Raw genomic sequence first — 17,957 nt, forward strand, 5'->3', positions numbered from 1 at the left:
AACAATGCCATTGTCAGTCGAAACAATGCCATTGTCAGTCGAAACAATGCCATTGTCAGTCGAAACAATACCATTGTCAGTCGAAACAATGCCATTGTCAGTCGAAACAATGCCATTGTCAGTCGAAACAATGCCATTGCACGTCAAGAGACTTGTGTGTACACCGTAGCTACTAGGGGAGGGGATTAAAATAATTGCAACAATGTAAGAATGAAATAGTCTACATCAATGTATCAAGCAGTATTTTAATATGCATACTCTTACTAAAAAGTCAACCAAAAAAGCTTGGGCGAGTGCGATCGCAGAACCTGCAAAAGAATTTTCCCTTACTCAACTATCAATTATTTCTGGCAAAGTCCCAGATGGCTTGCGTGGCACACTTTACCGCAATGGCCCCGCACGGCTAGAACGCGGTGGCAATCGTGTGGGACACTGGTTTGATGGAGATGGGGCAATTCTCGGCGTTCATTTCACAGATGCAGGAGTTACCGGAGTCTATCGCTATGTGCAAACAGCAGAATATCTAGCTGAAACTCAAGCGGATAGGTTTCTTTATGGTGTCTATGGGATGCATCCGCCAGGCCCTATCTGGAAGCGCTGGGGTCAACAAATCAAGAATGCAGCGAATACCTCAGTGTTGGCTTTACCTGATAAATTGTTGGCTTTATGGGAAGCAAGCAATCCTTATGCTCTTGATTTGCATACTTTAAAAACGAAAGGATTGGATGATTTAGGTGCTTTGGACAACCGCTTACCTTATTCTGCTCATTACAAGCGCGATTCACAAACAAGCGAGATTTTTAACTTTGGAATCAGTATCGGAAGTTCTGTACAACTGAATCTCTACAGAAGCGATGCTACTGGCAAAATTATCCAAAAAACTGCTTTTAAGCTAGATCGCTACTCGATAATGCATGATTTTGTTTTAACTCAAAGGTATCTGGTGTTTTTCATGCCACCGCTGCGGATGGAAAAGCTGTCACTTTTGCTAGGTTTAACTACCTTTAGTGAATCTTTGTTATGGGAACCTCAGTTAGGAACCCAGGTGTTAATCTTTGACCGGGAAAACTTATCCTTAGTTAGTCGTGGCGAAACCGATCCTTGGTTTAATTGGCATTTTGGCAATGGCTATGAAGATGAAGACGGTTCCGTGGTTTTGGACATGGTGCGATATGCAGATTTTCCACAAACTAATGAGTATCTTGAAGAATTCGCAAGTGGTAAGACGCACACAGTTTCTAGAGGAACATTGTGGCAAGTGCGCCTCAATCCCCAAACTGGCAAAGTGACAGCAATACAGGAAGTTGTCAACCGCAAGTGTGAATTTCCTGTAGTGCAGCGACCGCAAGTTGGGCAACCTTGGCGCTATACTTACATATCATTAATGCCCCAAAGAGGGGATATAGACAAAGAATGGTTCGGTGCGATCGCCCGCTTCGACTACAAAACTGAAACTCTCACTGAAGCAGACTTAGGAGAAAACCGCTATGCTTCAGAACCCATCCACGCGCAAGATGCCCAAAACCCTGAGCAAGGCTGGGTGCTAACTGTTGTATACGATGGTAATTCTCATAGTAGTGAAGTTTGGGTATTTGATAGCGATCGCTTGGATGAAGAACCAGTTTGCAAACTAGGATTACCTAGCGTCATTCCCCACGGCTTCCACGGCACTTGGAACCCAGCTTAACAATTCAAAATTCACCTCATCTAGAAAAGCTAACGATTAACCTAACCCCTTTCCTGACGCTTTCAGCTACGGTATGCACACAAATCTATAGCTAGCGATCAACACTAGCTATAGCAGAAATGGGGGACGGAGGGTAAGAGCGATCGCAACAATGATTTTATAAAAATCTTTTCAATTCTTCTATTAGTGAAGCCATAGCTCTTGGCTCTCCCTAGTCTATTGGATAACTAGATGGGGTAAAAGTAGCGAACCTGACATGAGCCGCCCCGAAAATAAATGCTCACCAAAAGTAGACAAGACCCTTTGTTGCATCAACTTGCAAAAATTAACCTACCCTACATTACGCAGTAACTCTAAAAGACTTTTGTGTATATGGTAGGACGCTCTAAGGCTAAAAATTCAAAGTCTCTCTCCTTTTAGGAGAGAGATTTAGAGAGAGGTTTTCCATATTCCGTGAAAAGTTAGGATAATTGCTAAGTGTAAAAACGTAGTATCCTACATATTGGTATCTAAAAATAAGTCCAAAATCATGAGGATAAACCTGATAGCATTACTACTTAGCGGAGTGATTGTCAGCTTTGGACTGTCATCATTGTTAGCTCAAGCACAACAAAAGGTTTCTGATGCCCAAGTCGCGGCAATGGTAGAGGCGTTGCGACTAGCTGCACCGCAGACCGGCATCGCCAATGATGGACTTTACAGTGAATGGCAAGTTAAACCAGAAACCTTAAAAGGCTGGTCGAAATATTGTCTCAAACAAGAACTAACACCAACGCAGTTTGAAAATAGCCCCGCGAAGGCACGCCAAGTTGTATCTTGCATCACGCGCCGTGAGTTTAACAAGCAATTTATCGTCAGCAATAATAATGAAACAGCTGCTGTACGTGGCGTCGGTTGTTGGTGGATGACTGGCAGCTATACAGGCTGCAACAGCGGATTTACTGCTAGATATCTTCAAAAAGTTGTGGGTTTTTATCAGCAGCAACGTTCCAAACCAGCAACTACTAGATAGACATCACCAAATTAATCGCTGTGTGACAATAGAAATATGAGTGAAAAGTAATGTAGAGACATAGTACTACTACGTCTCTACATGGGTTATGGATAACGCATATTTAATTTCACCAAATGTTTAATGATTAAGCGATCGCAATTAAGGAAAATCAACTTCTATGCGTCTACGTTGATTTTAATAACAGAGTTTTAGTTTTAACCCAACCGTATTGAGTTATATCTAAAAAAAGGATTGTTTTAACTTTGCCAATCCTGTTAAAATGCCTCAATGTCAAAAAAGCAACATTTCTTAAACAAAAAACCCGGTTGGTCTTTGGATGAGCGAGATCCGAAGTTCATAGAATCTCTGATGCCGCTGTTTGGCTTTTTGTATCAGTACTATTTCCAAGTTCAAACTAGTGGCTGGGATAATATTCCACCCCAAGAAAAAGTCTTACTTGTTGGTTCGCACAATGGGGGACTCGCGGCCCCTGATATGTCAATGATGATGTACGACTGGTTCCGAAGATTTGGTGTAGAGAAACCAGTTTATGGTTTGATGCATCCCAAGGTTTGGCAAGTTAGCACGCCACTAGCGCAACTAGTCGCTAAGGCTGGAGCAATCTTCGCTCATCCAAAAATGGCTTACACTGCCTTACGCTCTGGAGCGAGTCTACTAGTTTATCCCGGTGGAGCCGAAGATCTCTTCCGACCGAATTATTTACGTAACAAAATCTACTTGGCGGGGCGACAAGGATTTATCAAGTTAGCGTTACGGGAAAATGTGCCGATTGTGCCTGTGATTTCCTGGGGCGCTCACGATACACTCATTATAATTGCTGACTGCTACAAAGTTGTGCAGCAACTCCACAAGTGGGGAATGCCTTGGCTATTAGGTATCGATCCAGAAGTTTTTCCAATCTATCTCGGACTGCCGTGGGGATTAGGAATTGGCCCATTGCCTAATATTCCATTACCAGTGCCCATATATACGCGAGTTTGTCCGCCAATTGTATTTGAACGCTACGGTTCTGAAGCAGCTAGCGATCGCTATTATGTCAATGAATGTTATGAATTAGTTGTTAGTCAGATGCAGCAAGAGTTAGATAACTTAATAAAGCTAACTGCTAAGACCAATTCTCTTTGAATGAATCTTTAATTTATCGTAAGTTCAAGGGTTTAAGACCCCTACATCTATATGTAGCACCAGTTTCAGTCGGGGTTTAAATGGAACGTAGTTGCCACAACGCTCTTAAAGAGCGCATCGCCCTTGGCGTCTCCCCGCAGGAGTTGGCACTTCTCAACTCTTAGAGACGCACTCGCGTTCGTCTGAAATGTCTAAAATGTTTGAATGCGTGAATGCGTGAATTGTTAACACTCCTAACTCCTAACTGCTTTCCTAGCCGCCGCTGACTGGTGGAATCAACACAACCTCATCCCCATCTTGTAGTAGGGTATCTGGTTCGACAAATATCAAATTAATCCCAAAACGGGTTATATCTCGCCATTGTGAGAGTTCAGGGTGTTCAGCTATGAGGCGATCGCATACTGCTTTGACTGGCATACTATTAGGAAATTCCAGCACTAGTTCCGAAACCCTAAAGGCTTCTTGATAAGCAGCGAACAATTTGACGGTAACGGTGATTAGAGATTTAGACATAGAATATACTTTGGCAGTACGAGCAAGTGTTTTAATAGTTGCCAATAATATAAACAAATGTTTAAGCTGATGCGCGTCTAGATTGTACATTGCAATTGTTAAGACTGTCATGCAGTCAATGGTCATCTGTCCTTTTAAATACAAATGACTAATGACAACCCTCTCCTGAAGGAGACGCTGCGCGAACACGAGTAAATATACAATTTTATTTGCGTAACAGCTTAACATAACTTATGTATGTTTTACTTCCCTGCCCTTTGTGCGTGAAACAAATCTAATACCAATTTCAAAAAAGAATGCTCCAGATACACGCCTCCAAAGCCTTGTTCTGTCTGCCTTTGCTAATTGCGAATTGCGAATTGCGAATTGCGAATTGGTATAAGTATACGCTGTTAGGACTTGCTCTAAGCTTTCGCGCTAGCATCTCTAAGAGTTGCTATGCCTTGGCGTACTCCTGCAAGTGTCGCAGACAAGCCTCTCTTACCACTTCGTGAAAGCAAGCTACGCGTAGCGTCTTCCTTTGTGAGAAGAGAAGGCTTTACGCTACACTATCGTCAATCTAAAATTGCAAATCTCAAATCCCAAATTGTTTGACTATTCAGCATTGAGGATTTTTGGTACTTTGAAAAATTCACCTTCCTGTTCAGGTGCACTGTTAAGAATACTTTCCCGGTCAGGATAGGGTTGCAATTCATCCTCTCGTGTGATATTGCTGACATCAATTGCGCGTGTTGTTGGCAGCACATTACTGACATCAAGTTCATTCAATTGTTCGATATAGTCCAGAATACTTCCCAACTGGGTAGTGAATTGTTCCTCTTCTTCTGGAGTCAATTCTAAACGAGCAAGATTAGCTACTTTGTGAACTTGTTCTTGGTCAATCATAAATTGTCATTTGTCATTGGTCATTTGTCATTGGTCATTGGTCATTGGTCATTAGTTCTTAGCAAATGACACGCAAAGTCTGAGCCAAGGCTTCCTTGGATTAGACGGCAGTTCCTTTAAGCGTGGAAACCCCGCCAACGGACTGCCTCAACTTTGTAACAGAGAACTAATGACTAATGACTAAAAGAATACGTCAATTTGCGATCGCCCGGTGGTTTTCAGCCAGTTTTGGGCTTCGACGTAGTTATTGGGGGCCATGCGAATAGCGCGAATCCAATAGTCTGCTGCTTGGTCAAAAAGCGCTTCGCCAGCCTCGTTATCTCCAGCTTCTTTCTGCTTTTCACCTTGGTAGTGATAAATCACAGCGATGTTGTTCAAGGCTTGGGGCATACGTGGGTTTAACTCAATTGCCTTGTGATATAGTTCTAAAGCCTTGTCGTGGTCGCCATTGCTGGCATAAATTAGCCCCATATTGTAGAAAATATAGCCGCGATCATTGGTATCTTCCTCTAGTGTTAGAGCTTCTTCATAGTATTCCAATGCCTCAGCATATTCCCCTTCCGCTTGGGCCGACATACCATCTCGATAATAAACAAACGCTTCTTTAGCTTTTTTGTTAGTTGGCAGGATCTTTAGAATGATATCCGCCATCACAGTAAAGGATTTGTCAATAAAATTATCGTTTTTTTGTGTTCTTGGCATATTTCTCTCTGGGTATTGGGCATTGGGGATTGGGGACTGGGTATTGGGGACTGGGTACTGGGTACTGGGTACTGGGTATTGAGCAATAATCAATAGTTTTTCTTCCTCTGCTTCCCCTACTTTCCCTGCTTCCCCTGCTCCCTCATCTCTCCAATTCCATAGTTCACTCAATAGTTAATTTAACTGATTTGCGGGGGCATTCTTCTCACTGAGGGGTACGATACATTCTGAACTATTATGTCGGGAGTTGTTTACCAAGGTGCTAACTGGATATGCAATCATTGCTGGCGCTGGATAGGGACGCAATAGCTGCTGTAGGGTTTGGGGCGTTTCCACTTGGGAATCTAGCCATAAATCGTAATCTTGTGGCTCTAGAATCACTGGCATCCGCTCGTGGATTGGTTGGAGTAATTCGTTAGCTGCCGTTGTCAAAATTGTACAAGAGATTATTTCTTCGTTAGATGGCGATCGCCATCTCTCCCACAAACCTGCAAAACCAAAGGGTTGCTCATCTTGAAGACGAAAATAAAATGGCTGCTTCTTACCTTGTTGGCGTTGCCATTCATAAAAGCCATCAGCTAGCACTAAACAGCGTCTGTGCTTAAAAGCCGAACGAAAAGCAGGTTTTTCGGCAACAGTTTCTGCCCTAGCATTAATCAGCTTTGCCCCCATTCCTGCATCTTTCGCCCATGACGGAATTAATCCCCAATGCAACTGCTTAAATTCCCGCTTTTCGCTTTCGGGATTTTGTAACACTGTCGCCACCATTTGCGTAGGCGCAATGTTATATTCAGCTGCCAAATCGGGAACTGACTCGACATGGAAAACTTTAGATAATCCTGCTGCTGACTGGTTTAAAGTAAATCTTCCACACATAGTTTTCTTTTCGACCATTAACTAAATTAAACATCTCAATCTAGAAATAGATAATATTTTTTTCATTTTATCGAATAATTTTATGTAGTATGTTCAGATACCAAATACAAAAAAATATCCGGTTTTGGGAAAATCTTTTGGTAAAATATTGTATTTTGAACATTCACTTATCAACATATTCCTAACTGTATTTTAACATGGAACTACTGCATCTGTACGATTTTTTACCTTCTGGTCATGGTTATAAGATACGTCTTTTATTGACACAACTAGGTATGCCTTTTAAAAGGATAGAGCTTAACATCTTAAAAGGTGAGACTCGAACACCAGAATTTTTAAGTAAAAATCCTAACGGTAAGATACCTGTTCTGGAAATCGAGCCAGGGAAATATTTGGCAGAATCAAATGCCATATTGGTTTATCTGAGTGAAGGTACAGAGTTTTTACCTTATAACCGCTTTTTACGAGCGCAGGTGCTGCAATGGTTATGTTTTGAACAATGTAGCCATGAGCCTTTTATTGCTACATCAAGATTTTGGATTTCTATTCTAGGTAAAGCTGAAGAATATAGTGAAGCTATCAAACAAAAACGCGAACCAGGCTATGCAGCACTTAACTTGATGGAGAAACACTTAACTTCTCAAGATTTTTTTGTGGGAGAACGTTATACAATTGCTGATATTGCCTTGTTCGCTTATACTCATGTAGCTGATGAAGGTGGGTTTGATTTAACACAATATCCTGCTATCCAAGCTTGGATAGAAAGAGTCAAAACTCAACCAAGGTATATCAGTATTACAGAGGATAAAAATTAGATTTTGCAAGTTTCTATCTCTCGTTTCTTGTCTCTAGTAGAGAATGTACTGGGTGGAATGTAGCTCACATTCAGAAAGTAGCAAAGTCTTCAAAAAAGGTATTATGAAGCAGCAGTTAGGTATTCGTATTAATTTCCATCAGCTTTTGCCGAGAGGAGAAACCTGACTTAATTCTGATATGAGACTTGGGTACATCAAATTTATCTGCTAGTAGTTTAATTAACTCTTCATTAGCCTTACCATCAATTGGGGGCGATTTTAAATAAACAGTTAGACTGCCATCAGGTTGTTCTTCAATTTTTTGCTGTTTTGAATTAGGTTTAACCTTGACTTTTTTTTGCATAACCTATTCCGTGTAATTGTCGCAGCCACAACCAGCCTAAAATAGAACCCAATGCATAATGAGGAAAATCCCACCAAACAAAGGTCGTACCAAGTAACAATTTACCTATCAAGGTGGCACGAATTTGCTCTAATAGTGGCGGATGCCAAAGTTGCAATATTTCTAGTATAGATGTGATGACAAAAACCCATATAGGAATTTGGATTACCGCTGCTCGACTTCTGAAAAACCAAAATGCGAACAGACACCAAAATATTTCGTAAAATACAGCTGCTCCGTAATCATTAAACCAGTGATGGGCAGGCCCATTATAATACTTAAACAAAAATCCTATCGGTACAACGATGAGCGCAGAAATAATAATAAATATTGTTTGGTTACGGTATCGAAGCATTTTCTATAAACTAGAGACTATGCAAGATTTTAGCAGCGGAAGTTCCTCCACAAGCTCAGTGGCGATCGCTTGCAAATGTTCTTGGCGCTCCAGGACAATCATGGTCAGGTCGAGTTGCTTGTTTTAAAACCAATCCACTTGAATGTACATTGCTTGCTCGTTGGCATTTGGGACACAAAGACCCGTGGTTGATTCTAACAGACATAGAACCAGAACAAGCTGATGCACTATGATATGGTTTACCAAACTCAGTACTGAGTCCTGATATCATGTCCGGTTAAAGACTTATCATTAAGAAGGCAGTTCTTGCTGTTCTTGCTGGGGGAGAAAGAGTTTTCAGATTTTTGCACAGATGCAAGAATCATAACTAATCAGCCGGACATGATATGAGTCCCTCGGCTTAGAGTAAATTAAGACTTACTCAATCCTTATGTACGTAGGTATTAGCCCCGCCCCTAGCGGGCGGAATCCTTTTCTGCACAACAACTGAATATAGATATTTTGACATACCCTTTCAGGGATAATTCTTGTTATACAGCAGCCTAGAGGGAGAACTTAATATGACATCTCCAGAAACGGTTATATGGCTACAAGAACGGACGAGTTTAGGAATACTCTCACCGGAAGTATTAAATGCGATCGCTCAAGTAATTGAAGAACAAGTAGTGAGTGCCGAAACTGACTTAGTTAGCGAAGGCAATTCTCCAGAGGCCCTTTATATTCTTGTAGAAGGTCAACTAGAAAGCAATACCACCAATCAAAACAACCCAGCCTTAGCTTGTGGATTCCTTCCCGGTGCGGTGATTGAACTCAAAGAATTGCTGTTGGAAGAATTAACTCCATTCACAATTACTACAGTAACCGAATGTCACTTGTGGGTTGTACCTGCTGCTAAATTTCGGGAATTAGTCACTCAATACCCCGAAATTGCTCAGGCTTTTTCGCGTCAATTGGCTCAAGAATTAGCTCAGGTAACATCTGCACTTGGCTATGAACAAGAACGTTCTATTGCCTTGCGTCCATATTTAGTCACCAAGGCGCAACGGGGAATTGTCGGTACAAGTCGCTATGCTGTACGGCTGCGGGAGCAAATTCGAGAAGCGGCTGCTGACCGCAAATCAGTGGATATTTTCGGAGAACCAGGGTTAGAAAAAGACAATATAGCAGCTCTCATCCACTTTGGTTCTCCCAAACGGCGAGAACCAATTATTAAAGTAAATTGTGGTATTCTCCAAACTAGCGGTGCAGATTTATTTGGTCGCGCTGGCGGCAAACCAGGACTGTTGGAATGGTTGGGGGAAGGCACTTTAGTTCTCAACAACATCCAAGAATTACCCGAAGAATTATTACCTGCCGTGACGCAGTTGCTCAAAACTGGTAAATATACTCCCATCAGTCGTTCTGAAGATTCAGCCGCCCAACCTCGTCCCAGTCAAGCCAGAATTCTGATTGTTTCAGAAAAAACTCAGCCGACAGTTGAACGTTCTGTTGGTCACATTATTAAAGTACCACCGCTACGGGTGCGGAAAGCTGATATTCAGACGCAAGTTGAATATTATACCAATCTTTATACACGCTCTAGAGGCATTTCTAAACCGCACATGACCCCAGAAGCTTTGCGTCGCCTCCAGTCTTATGATTTTCCTGGCAACCTCAGGGAATTGAAAAATCTGGTAGAAAGAGCGATCGTCCAAGCTGAGGGTGCGAATGAATTAACAGAAGAAATTTTCTGGCCAGCCGAAACTAAGAAAAAACGATTTCGGGTGAATTTGTTAAATGCCTATCCTTCTTTAAGGCGGTTTTTACGTAGTGACTGGTGGCCCGATCGCATTAATTATGGTTTTACTGCAACGGCTTTTGCAATTATCGTTGCAGTATTATTTATTGGACCACAAACCCGCGATCGCAATTTCGTCTTAAATCTATTTTGGGCTTGGTGGTGGCCTTTCTTCTTATTTCTCTTTCCCTTTTTGGGACGTATCTGGTGTTCTGTTTGTCCCTTCATGATTTACGGGGAAATTACCCAAAAGCTCTCTTTATGGCTGTGGCCTCGAAAACTCAAACGCTGGCCGAGAGAACAAGCTGAGAAATGGGGCGGATGGTTTATGTTTGGGTTATTTACCCTAATTTTCTTATGGGAAGAACTCTGGCATTTAGAAAATACTGCCTACCTCAGCGCTTGTTTGCTGCTGTTAATTACTGCTGGGGCGATGATTTTCTCGGCTCTTTTTGAGCGGCGGTTTTGGTGTCGATATCTCTGTCCCATCGGCGGGATGAATGGTTTATTTGCCAAACTCTCAATGACGGAACTCCGGGCACAGCAAGGTATTTGTTCTGCCAGTTGCACCACTTATCAATGTTATAAAGGAGGGCCGCAAAAAGGCGAAGGGCTGGAAACTAATGGATGTCCTTTATACTCACACCCAGCCCAGTTAGAAGATAACCGAGATTGCGTACTGTGCATGACTTGCCTGAAAGCCTGTCCCCATCGTTCCGTTGAATTCAACTTGCGTCCCCCTGGTATTGAGCTGTGGACAACTCATGTACCCCGCACTTATGAAGTAGCATTATTGTTTTTGCTATTGGGTGGTATCTATCTACATCGCTTACCAGAGTTGCAATCTTGGTTGGGGCTGCAACTGGATTTAACTGAGTTTTGGCAGCACTTGGGATTATCGCTGCTAGTGTTAATTATTCCAGCAGCTCTTACCTTGGGGGCTTATGGCTTGATCCAAGTGTTCAATTTTAACCGTAAGCCGCGATCGTTTGTAGAACTCGCCTACGGCTACCTACCATTAGTATTGGGAGGCAACTTGGCTCACTATCTACGTTTGGGCTTAGGCGAGGGCGGGCGGATTTTACCTGTTACCTTTGCTACTCTTGGTTTGAGTGGGGAACAATTGCCAATATTGGTTGCTCATCCGGCTGTGATTGCCTTTTTGCAAGGTACAACGATAATTTTCTCAGTGTTGATGACTATGTTCTTAACGCAAAAAATTGCCAAGCAATCAGTGGGTACACCAAAGGGATTAGCGAAACTATCGCTCCTTTGGCAACACCTAGCAGCAATTGGGTTGGGAGTTAGTATGTGGGCAATTATCGTCTTTTGAGCTTTATACCATTTCACCAAATGAAAGATACAAATATTTTCTCCTCTGCTCCTCTGCTTACCTAAATGTATCAACCTTAAAGTGAAATGGTATTACATCTTCCACCAGGCGGTTTCTAATCGCCTGGGCTAGGTGCAAAATGTTAGTTAAAAACATTCTTCCCTACGAACGTGATAGAAAATACTTGTATGATTTATGATTTTTGACTCATAGTATAAGGATTACAGATAATGCACGTTCTAAAAAAACCCATCAAACCAGCAACTTATATATCATTCCTCCACATTTACCAAACGACTTGGGGGACTGCTGGTGATATTTGTTTAATCCGTGAATCTGTAGCTAATGATAGTACAGCGAAGTTTATCGGGCACAAAATCCAACTAGTAGTTCCAAAAGGGCTGGAGCGCGATCGCATCGCCAACTGTCCGATCATCAAAGTTGCAGGTAATGTCGGCGATGGACATCCTAAAGAGCATCCCTTGGAATGGGAGGCTTATGAGGGTGTAAATGAAGAAATAGCTTTAGCGGCTCTCAAACCTTGGGGCTTCAAGTTAATTGAACTCTAATGTGGCAATCTGACAAGCTCAACTCGCCTTCGTTCTTCTGAAACTATTTTTTCCCCTAGCGCCATCAGAACATTGGCTCAAATGGAAAAATTCATCTAATAGACATAGGAGTGAAATTAATTATGCGTTGCCCGAAATCCTTGGTAGGCATAATTCATAAATTGTATCTACGTCATTTTCACTCCTATGTCTAATGTACTAAACCAGGTTTCTAAATCCGCGATCGCCTGAAAATCCAACAATGCTTCACCGAGATTTTCTAATTGTTCTAAGGAGAGAGTTTCAATACGAGCTAGCACCTCTTGGGGTAATTCTCCCACCCGTCGAGTAAGCTGACGGAGAATGAGCAATTGCCCTTCTGCCTTTCGTCCTTCTTCCCGTCCTCGTTGTTCTCCTCGTTGTTCTCCTTCCGCAAGAATTTCTTGATAAATCACTGACTCGCGCATCATACCCTCCCGAAATAATTGTCGAATCAAATCTTGATTGTATTTTAACCCCGCTAAGATTTGGGTGTAAACGGAAATTTCTGGTCGTTGTCTTGGCTCAAGTTGATTAACTTTTCCCACAACTTGTTGCAACAAGGTTTGAGGTTGCGTGGTTGCCGCCAGTGGTGCTAATGGTAACAAAGCTGGATCATTGAGGAATGGTTCAGGATTTTCTTCCCATAAGCGAATCACGCGATATTCGTGACGAATAGTTTCGACACTAAAGATAGTTTCAATTACTGTTTCTGGTGAAGGGGGAAGTAATAATACAACAACTTGCGTTATTGGTAGACGATACAAACGATACAAGCGTACCCAATAATCTAGCATCCGCAAGGGTAGAGGTGGCGTAGATTCTAGTTTGGTTTGAAATTCCAGATGGAGAATGCGTCCTTGTAGTTGTAAAAATGTTACATAATCTGCGCGAATTGGTTCAATGCTCAATTCGGTTTTGAGGACTTTGACGGAAGTTTGCGGTGTTCCTAATACCCAACTGGCAAAGGTAGCAGGATGTTTTTCGGACAGGAGTTTGCAGAGGTTATCAAAGGACATTAACGATCGCCAACAATTGAACGAGGTATAGTTATTATCTCGTGCAGTGGTTTGAGTAGGCGATGTCTACGATGGTCACTGAGCCTGTCCTGAGCGTAGCCGAAGGGCGCAGCCGAAGTGCGGGCTACGCCTACGCACCATCGCTCAAGGAAGCTCATTATTATACTCTGGGCGTATCTTTTTAAATTCTTGTAGTATTTACATTAATATTCCATTTCTGGCTAGGTTGAGTTATCAGACGGTAAAAAGATAACTGTAGCGGTTCCTGATTTACTAGTAAAAACCTAACTCCCTTCTCTTTCCCTACCAAGGAAAGGGCAGAAACAGCTTTTATTACTAAATAAATTACGAATTATACTAATGCATTTGCACATAATTAAAAAACGATCGTCGCCTTATTTCCTTTTTCCCTTTACCTTGCTGTTGATTCTCCTCCTCGCCCTGCCTGGGGTGAGTGCGAAAGAACAGCCGAAGCTGAAGCCAGAAGCGTGGCAGATTAACGGTATCGTTGCTGCCCTTAATGATGGATATGACGCAGTAAAGAAACTCGCTTTTGGTAAATTCAATGAATATGATCTAAAAAATTTTAAATCGGTGGTTCAGAAACCAGAGGATATTGCTCAGAAAGTTTTGAATATCCTCAAGGATAAAACCGTTGAACCCTATGTTCTTTCCGGTGCAGCATCGGCATTGGGAAATCTGGGGGAGGCAGCCAAACCCTACGTCAAAGACATCGCTGACATCCTCAAGGATAAAACCGTTGACTCAAGAGTTCGTTCCGGTGCAGCATCGGCATTGGGAAATCTGGGGGAGGCAGCCAAACCCTACGTCAAAGACATCGCTGACATCCTCAAGGATAAAACCGTTGACTCAAGAGTTCGTTCCGGTGCAGCATCGGCATTGGGAAATCTGGGGGAGGCAGCCAAACCCTACGTCAAAGACATCCTCGACTTCCTCAAGGATAAAACCGTTGACTCAGGAGTTCGTTACAGTGCAGCATCGGCATTGGGAAATCTGGGGGAGGCAGCCAAACCCTACATCAAAGACATCGCTGACATCCTCAAGGATAAAACCGTTGACTCAACAGTTCGTAGAGGTGCAGCAGTGGCATTGGGAAATCTGGGGAAGGCTGCCAAACCCTACATCAAAGACATCCTCGACTTCCTCAAGGATAAATCCGTTAACGATCGTGATCGTTCTGGTGCAGCAGTGGCATTGGGAAATCTGGGGGAGGCTGCCAAACCCTACATCAAAGACATCTTCGACTTCCTCAAGGATAAATCCGTTGACTCAACAGTTCGTTCCAATGCAGCAGAGGCATTGGTAAATCTGGGGGAGGCAGGCAAACCCTACGTCAAAGACATCCTCGACTTTCTCAAGGATAAATCCGTTGAACCCTATGTTCGTTCCCGTGCAGCATCGGCATTGAGAAATCTGGGGGAGGCAGCCAAACCCTACGTCAAAAACATCGCTGACATCCTCAAGGATAAAACCGTTGACTCAAATGTTCGTAGAGGTGCAGCATTGGCATTGGAAAATCTGGGGGAGGCAGCCAAACCCTACGTCAAAGACATCCTCGACTTCCTCAAGGATAAATCCGTTGAACCCTATGTTCGTTCCGATGCAGCATCGGCATTGGGAAATCTGGGGGAGGCTGCCAAACTCTATGTCAAAGACATCGCTGACATCTTCAAGGATAAAACCGTTGATCTCTATGTTCGTAGAGGTGCAGCAGTGGCATTGGGAAATCTGGGGGAGGCTGCCAAACCCTACATCAAAGACATCTTCGACTTCTTCAAGGATAAATCCGTTGACTTAATTGTTCGTTTCAATGCAGCAGAGGCATTGGGAAAGATAGAACAACTCAACTTGAATAATATTGTTGTAATTCTGGATAGCATCTATTATGCAGGTCAATTAGAATTTGCACGGTGGCGATTTTTGACATATTTTCTGAGTGGCGGCACTGATGAAGTCAAAACACTGCTCACATGGCTGGGTTTTCCTAAGACTAAAACAATTCCTGTTTCATTAAGCCACGATCGCGGTGATAAAACTCTCAAAATCTTTGCCCAAGTCTGGGAACCGAGTCGAGATTTAGAACGATTACAGCAAGACTTAGCAAAGCAAATTGCTGTAGTTGCGAGAAAAGTCCATTGGCAACCACAAGATATTGTGATTTTAGAAACTCACTATAACAACCTCAAAAATGCCGGCTACAACGAAGCTGATTCGCTGCAATCAGTCATAGTTAACCTCAAAACTTGGCAGTGGTTGTTTAACGCCAGAACTATTATTTTGATTCACGCTACCTTTTGGCTTGCCCTCATCTTCGCTTATCCTAAGTTTCCCCAAGTTCAAGCCATCTTCTTCTGGAACCCTTGGGTGAGGCGCATTCTCGGTGTTGGCTACGTCGGCTTAATTCTCACCTGGGTTCCCTTTTTCCGCGAAAAGTTATTTGAACCCTTCAAGCCTTCCCTACTAGCTGATGCCGGGTTAGATAATTTTAACCCCGAAGCTTACTTTCCAAATTCTAAAGTGAAAGTTCCCGGTGTGGAGGAACCCGTACCAATTACCCAAGTGCTACCTAGCATCAAAGGACAAGTCATCTTGGAAGGTGATTCTGGCTTGGGTAAGTCAATGTTTCTGCGCTATTTGGTAAAAACTTCTGGGCGGCTTGTGGTTTATCTACCTGCACACAAGTGTGACAAAGGGGTAATTGAGGCAATTCAAGCGAAGCTGCACGGACAAGCACAAGATGCTGATTTTCTCAAGAATTTAATTTACAGTGGTGCATTAGATATCTGCATTGACGGACTCAATGAAGTTACCGCCGACACCAGGGCAAAAATCTGCCAATTTGCCGAAAGCTATTTTCGGGGTAACATCATCATGACCACCCAACCCCTAGAGTGGACACCACCCTCAACAGCCAAAATATATAAATTGCTCCCCCTTGAAGAACCACAAATTCAGCAATTTCTGATTTCCCGTCAGCCACGACTGCCCAAAAATGCCAAAGTTCAAGGTACTAATTATGAGCAAGCCACTGCTAGTTTTTTAACCAAAGCCCTCAGTAATCAGCAATCACCACAAGAATTAACCGCGATTGAGAAGGTTCTCTCTAATCCAATGGATTTAACTGTGGTAGCCCTGATGCTATCCCAAGGCGAATACCCCGATTTGTTCCACTTGCAACAACATCAATATCAATTGATGGCAGCAGAATATTTGCAAGAATGGAACCAGGAATTTCCGCTGAAAAAATTCTCCGATGCTGTCTATCAAATGCGGCTGAACGATGAACAGGCGTTACCTGTGGATGAATTTTACCAGGTATTACAGTCTTTGGAAGACGATAAATATAAAATGGTTGTCAGCCGTCAGTGGAAAGACGAAAAAGGCGAAGCCAAGAGAGAATGGTACTTCCGCCACGATAAGATTATGGATTTCTTTTTGGTGCAAAACTTTCTTGGCGAGAGTGGGGAAGCTAAAAACCGTCTCCTTGACCACATGGACGACCCCCGTTTTCGTGGTGTCTACTTTTTGCTAGCAACCTTACTCCCGTTAGATGCTGCCAAAGAACTGAAGGAAAAACTAGTTCAATACGCCGCCGATACCAAAGACCATACTGTGAGTGATACCTTCGTGCAATTGTTGCGCCCAAGATCGTGAGATAAATTCGTAATTCGTAATTGAGAAAGAGACTTCTAAACTGAGGGCAAATTCTTGATTTAATTAAAATCTGACTTTTCACGTCGGGTAGAAAAACTAACGCTAAACCTAACCCCCAAGCAAGCTTCCCTACTAGGGAATGGAAGCGAGGTTTTCTAGATAAGAGTGAAAAGTCAGGTCTTGGAATGAGTGGAAAAAGAGATTGTGTCTGTCCTACCGCCAAGTAGAATCAATGCTCAGTTCACCTAGAACCAAGCTTAATAAATGAAGGCGGAGGGATTAACCACGACCCCAGTTGCGATCGCGCTCATAGCGATGGTTATTGTCACGAATGTTGCGAAGGTTATTATCGCGCTCATAGCGGTGGTTATTTTCGCGCTCATAACGGCGATTATTGTCACGAATGTAGCGAAGGTTATTTTCGCGTTCATAGCGGCGGTTATTTTCGCGCTCATAACGGCGATTATTGTCACGCTCATAGCGACGGTTATGATCGCGCTCATAACGACGGTTATTTTCGCGCTCATAGCGGCGATTATTATCGCGTTCATAGCGACGGTTATGATCGCGCTCATAGCGATAGTTATTGTCACGAATGTTGCGAAGGTCGTTCTGGCGGTCATAATCACCATTTCTCTGGTGACGACTCTGAAGTTCATAGTAACCATCATCGTTGCGTTGATAGCCGTAGCTATCTAACCCAGCAAGATAATCCACTGATGTATTAGCATCAGCTTTTGGAGAAATAGCCAAAGCTGATGCAGATGCTATCAAGCCGGCGAGCAAAATAGAGGCAAAGCGGTTCATGATGTCAATCAAAAATTGTTGATAGTAATTTATGCAAGTCTAGTCTGTTTAGGAAGAGCAGATTCCACAAGTCTTTAAATCAATCCTATCAGTCTTAAATAACTCAAAAAGTTTTCTTGGGTGCGGTGATTCAGAAAAGTTTTGTTGTCTGTGATACTTTCTAACCTTCCAGATCCCGTGAAAATTTAAAATTCAAATGAGTATTTGAACTGGATGAATCCACCTCTGAACTCCGTTAACGAGTCTTTGATACTCGTGAATGAGCCTTTGAACTCCATTAATGAGTCTTTGAACTCCATTAATGAGTCTTTGAACTCCATTAATGAGTCTTTGAACTCCGTTAATGAGTCTTTGAACTCCATTAATGAGTCTTTGAACTCCATTAATGAGTCTTTGAACTCCAT

General features: G+C 42.7%; 18 protein-coding genes. 8 read left to right on the plus strand and 10 right to left on the minus strand.

Going from position 1 to position 17,957, the window contains the following annotated elements; all coding sequences use genetic code 11:
- The 4 genes from HWQ58_RS01650 to HWQ58_RS01665 form a co-directional block, all read left to right on the plus strand.
- The coding region (locus HWQ58_RS01650) for a hypothetical protein (RefSeq protein ID WP_292856928.1) at window positions 1-189 on the plus strand (189 nt) is incomplete at its 5' end.
- A 61-nt stretch (window positions 190-250) separates the two neighbouring features.
- Entirely contained in the window at window positions 251-1,687 is a 1,437-nt protein-coding gene (locus tag HWQ58_RS01655; protein ID WP_292856930.1) for a carotenoid oxygenase family protein, read from the plus strand.
- A gap of 529 nt (window positions 1,688-2,216) precedes the next feature.
- The gene (locus tag HWQ58_RS01660; protein ID WP_292856932.1) at window positions 2,217-2,699 is read left to right on the plus strand and encodes a hypothetical protein; all 483 of its coding nucleotides are present in this window, start codon (window positions 2,217-2,219) and stop codon (window positions 2,697-2,699) included.
- A gap of 270 nt (window positions 2,700-2,969) precedes the next feature.
- Window positions 2,970-3,827, plus strand: a complete 858-nt coding sequence (locus tag HWQ58_RS01665; RefSeq protein ID WP_292856933.1) for a lysophospholipid acyltransferase family protein — start codon at window positions 2,970-2,972, stop codon at window positions 3,825-3,827.
- A gap of 252 nt (window positions 3,828-4,079) precedes the next feature.
- Here the strand turns inward: HWQ58_RS01665 and HWQ58_RS01670 are convergent, their stop codons facing one another.
- The 4 genes from HWQ58_RS01670 to HWQ58_RS01685 form a co-directional block, all read right to left on the minus strand.
- The gene (locus HWQ58_RS01670; protein WP_292856935.1) at window positions 4,080-4,340 is read right to left on the minus strand and encodes a MoaD/ThiS family protein; all 261 of its coding nucleotides are present in this window, start codon (window positions 4,338-4,340) and stop codon (window positions 4,080-4,082) included.
- A 594-nt stretch (window positions 4,341-4,934) separates the two neighbouring features.
- Window positions 4,935-5,225, minus strand: coding sequence for an Asp-tRNA(Asn)/Glu-tRNA(Gln) amidotransferase subunit GatC (gene gatC / locus HWQ58_RS01675; protein WP_292856937.1), 291 nt, complete (start codon window positions 5,223-5,225; stop codon window positions 4,935-4,937).
- A 180-nt stretch (window positions 5,226-5,405) separates the two neighbouring features.
- Window positions 5,406-5,927, minus strand: a complete 522-nt coding sequence (locus HWQ58_RS01680; protein WP_292856961.1) for a photosystem I assembly protein Ycf3 — start codon at window positions 5,925-5,927, stop codon at window positions 5,406-5,408.
- Between the two features lie 174 nt (window positions 5,928-6,101).
- A complete protein-coding gene (locus tag HWQ58_RS01685; RefSeq protein ID WP_292856939.1) occupies window positions 6,102-6,803 on the minus strand; it encodes an SOS response-associated peptidase in 702 nt (233 codons plus the stop codon).
- A gap of 197 nt (window positions 6,804-7,000) precedes the next feature.
- On the opposite strand from HWQ58_RS01685, the gene HWQ58_RS01690 reads away from it, so the two are divergent.
- On the plus strand, window positions 7,001-7,618 hold the full coding sequence (locus tag HWQ58_RS01690; protein ID WP_292856941.1) for a glutathione S-transferase family protein: 618 nt from the start codon (window positions 7,001-7,003) through the stop codon (window positions 7,616-7,618).
- 115 nt (window positions 7,619-7,733) lie between these two features.
- Here the strand turns inward: HWQ58_RS01690 and HWQ58_RS01695 are convergent, their stop codons facing one another.
- Genes HWQ58_RS01695 through HWQ58_RS01705 form a run of 3 tightly spaced genes read right to left on the minus strand, consistent with a single transcriptional unit; the run spans window position 7,734 to window position 8,626 of the window.
- Window positions 7,734-7,961, minus strand: coding sequence for a DUF167 domain-containing protein (locus tag HWQ58_RS01695; protein ID WP_292856943.1), 228 nt, complete (start codon window positions 7,959-7,961; stop codon window positions 7,734-7,736).
- The gene (locus HWQ58_RS01700; protein WP_292856945.1) at window positions 7,939-8,355 is read right to left on the minus strand and encodes a DUF2809 domain-containing protein; all 417 of its coding nucleotides are present in this window, start codon (window positions 8,353-8,355) and stop codon (window positions 7,939-7,941) included. Before HWQ58_RS01700 ends, HWQ58_RS01695 begins: the two co-directional genes overlap by 23 nt.
- Before the next feature lie 55 nt (window positions 8,356-8,410).
- Window positions 8,411-8,626, minus strand: a complete 216-nt coding sequence (locus HWQ58_RS01705; protein WP_292856947.1) for a hypothetical protein — start codon at window positions 8,624-8,626, stop codon at window positions 8,411-8,413.
- Between the two features lie 289 nt (window positions 8,627-8,915).
- On the opposite strand from HWQ58_RS01705, the gene HWQ58_RS01710 reads away from it, so the two are divergent.
- Window positions 8,916-11,465, plus strand: a complete 2,550-nt coding sequence (locus HWQ58_RS01710; protein ID WP_292856949.1) for a sigma 54-interacting transcriptional regulator — start codon at window positions 8,916-8,918, stop codon at window positions 11,463-11,465.
- Window positions 11,466-11,695: 230 nt separating this feature from the next.
- Window positions 11,696-12,034, plus strand: coding sequence for a hypothetical protein (locus HWQ58_RS01715; protein ID WP_292856951.1), 339 nt, complete (start codon window positions 11,696-11,698; stop codon window positions 12,032-12,034).
- A gap of 167 nt (window positions 12,035-12,201) precedes the next feature.
- Here the strand turns inward: HWQ58_RS01715 and HWQ58_RS01720 are convergent, their stop codons facing one another.
- Complete coding sequence (locus HWQ58_RS01720; RefSeq protein WP_292856953.1) at window positions 12,202-13,071, minus strand: Rpn family recombination-promoting nuclease/putative transposase; 870 nt, start codon at window positions 13,069-13,071, stop codon at window positions 12,202-12,204.
- Window positions 13,071-13,229, minus strand: a complete 159-nt coding sequence (locus HWQ58_RS01725) for a hypothetical protein (RefSeq protein ID WP_292856955.1) — start codon at window positions 13,227-13,229, stop codon at window positions 13,071-13,073. The genes HWQ58_RS01720 and HWQ58_RS01725 overlap by 1 nt, the downstream gene beginning before the upstream one ends.
- A gap of 202 nt (window positions 13,230-13,431) precedes the next feature.
- On the opposite strand from HWQ58_RS01725, the gene HWQ58_RS01730 reads away from it, so the two are divergent.
- A complete protein-coding gene (locus HWQ58_RS01730; protein WP_292856957.1) occupies window positions 13,432-16,746 on the plus strand; it encodes a HEAT repeat domain-containing protein in 3,315 nt (1,104 codons plus the stop codon).
- Between the two features lie 279 nt (window positions 16,747-17,025).
- Here HWQ58_RS01730 and HWQ58_RS01735 read toward each other — a convergent pair whose 3' ends face one another.
- The gene (locus HWQ58_RS01735) at window positions 17,026-17,553 is read right to left on the minus strand and encodes a hypothetical protein (protein ID WP_292856959.1); all 528 of its coding nucleotides are present in this window, start codon (window positions 17,551-17,553) and stop codon (window positions 17,026-17,028) included.
- Window positions 17,554-17,957: the final 404 nt, after the last annotated feature.

It is taken from the genome of Nostoc sp. LPT, assembly GCF_017115165.1.
Lineage (GTDB): Bacteria > Cyanobacteriota > Cyanobacteriia > Cyanobacteriales > Nostocaceae > Nostoc.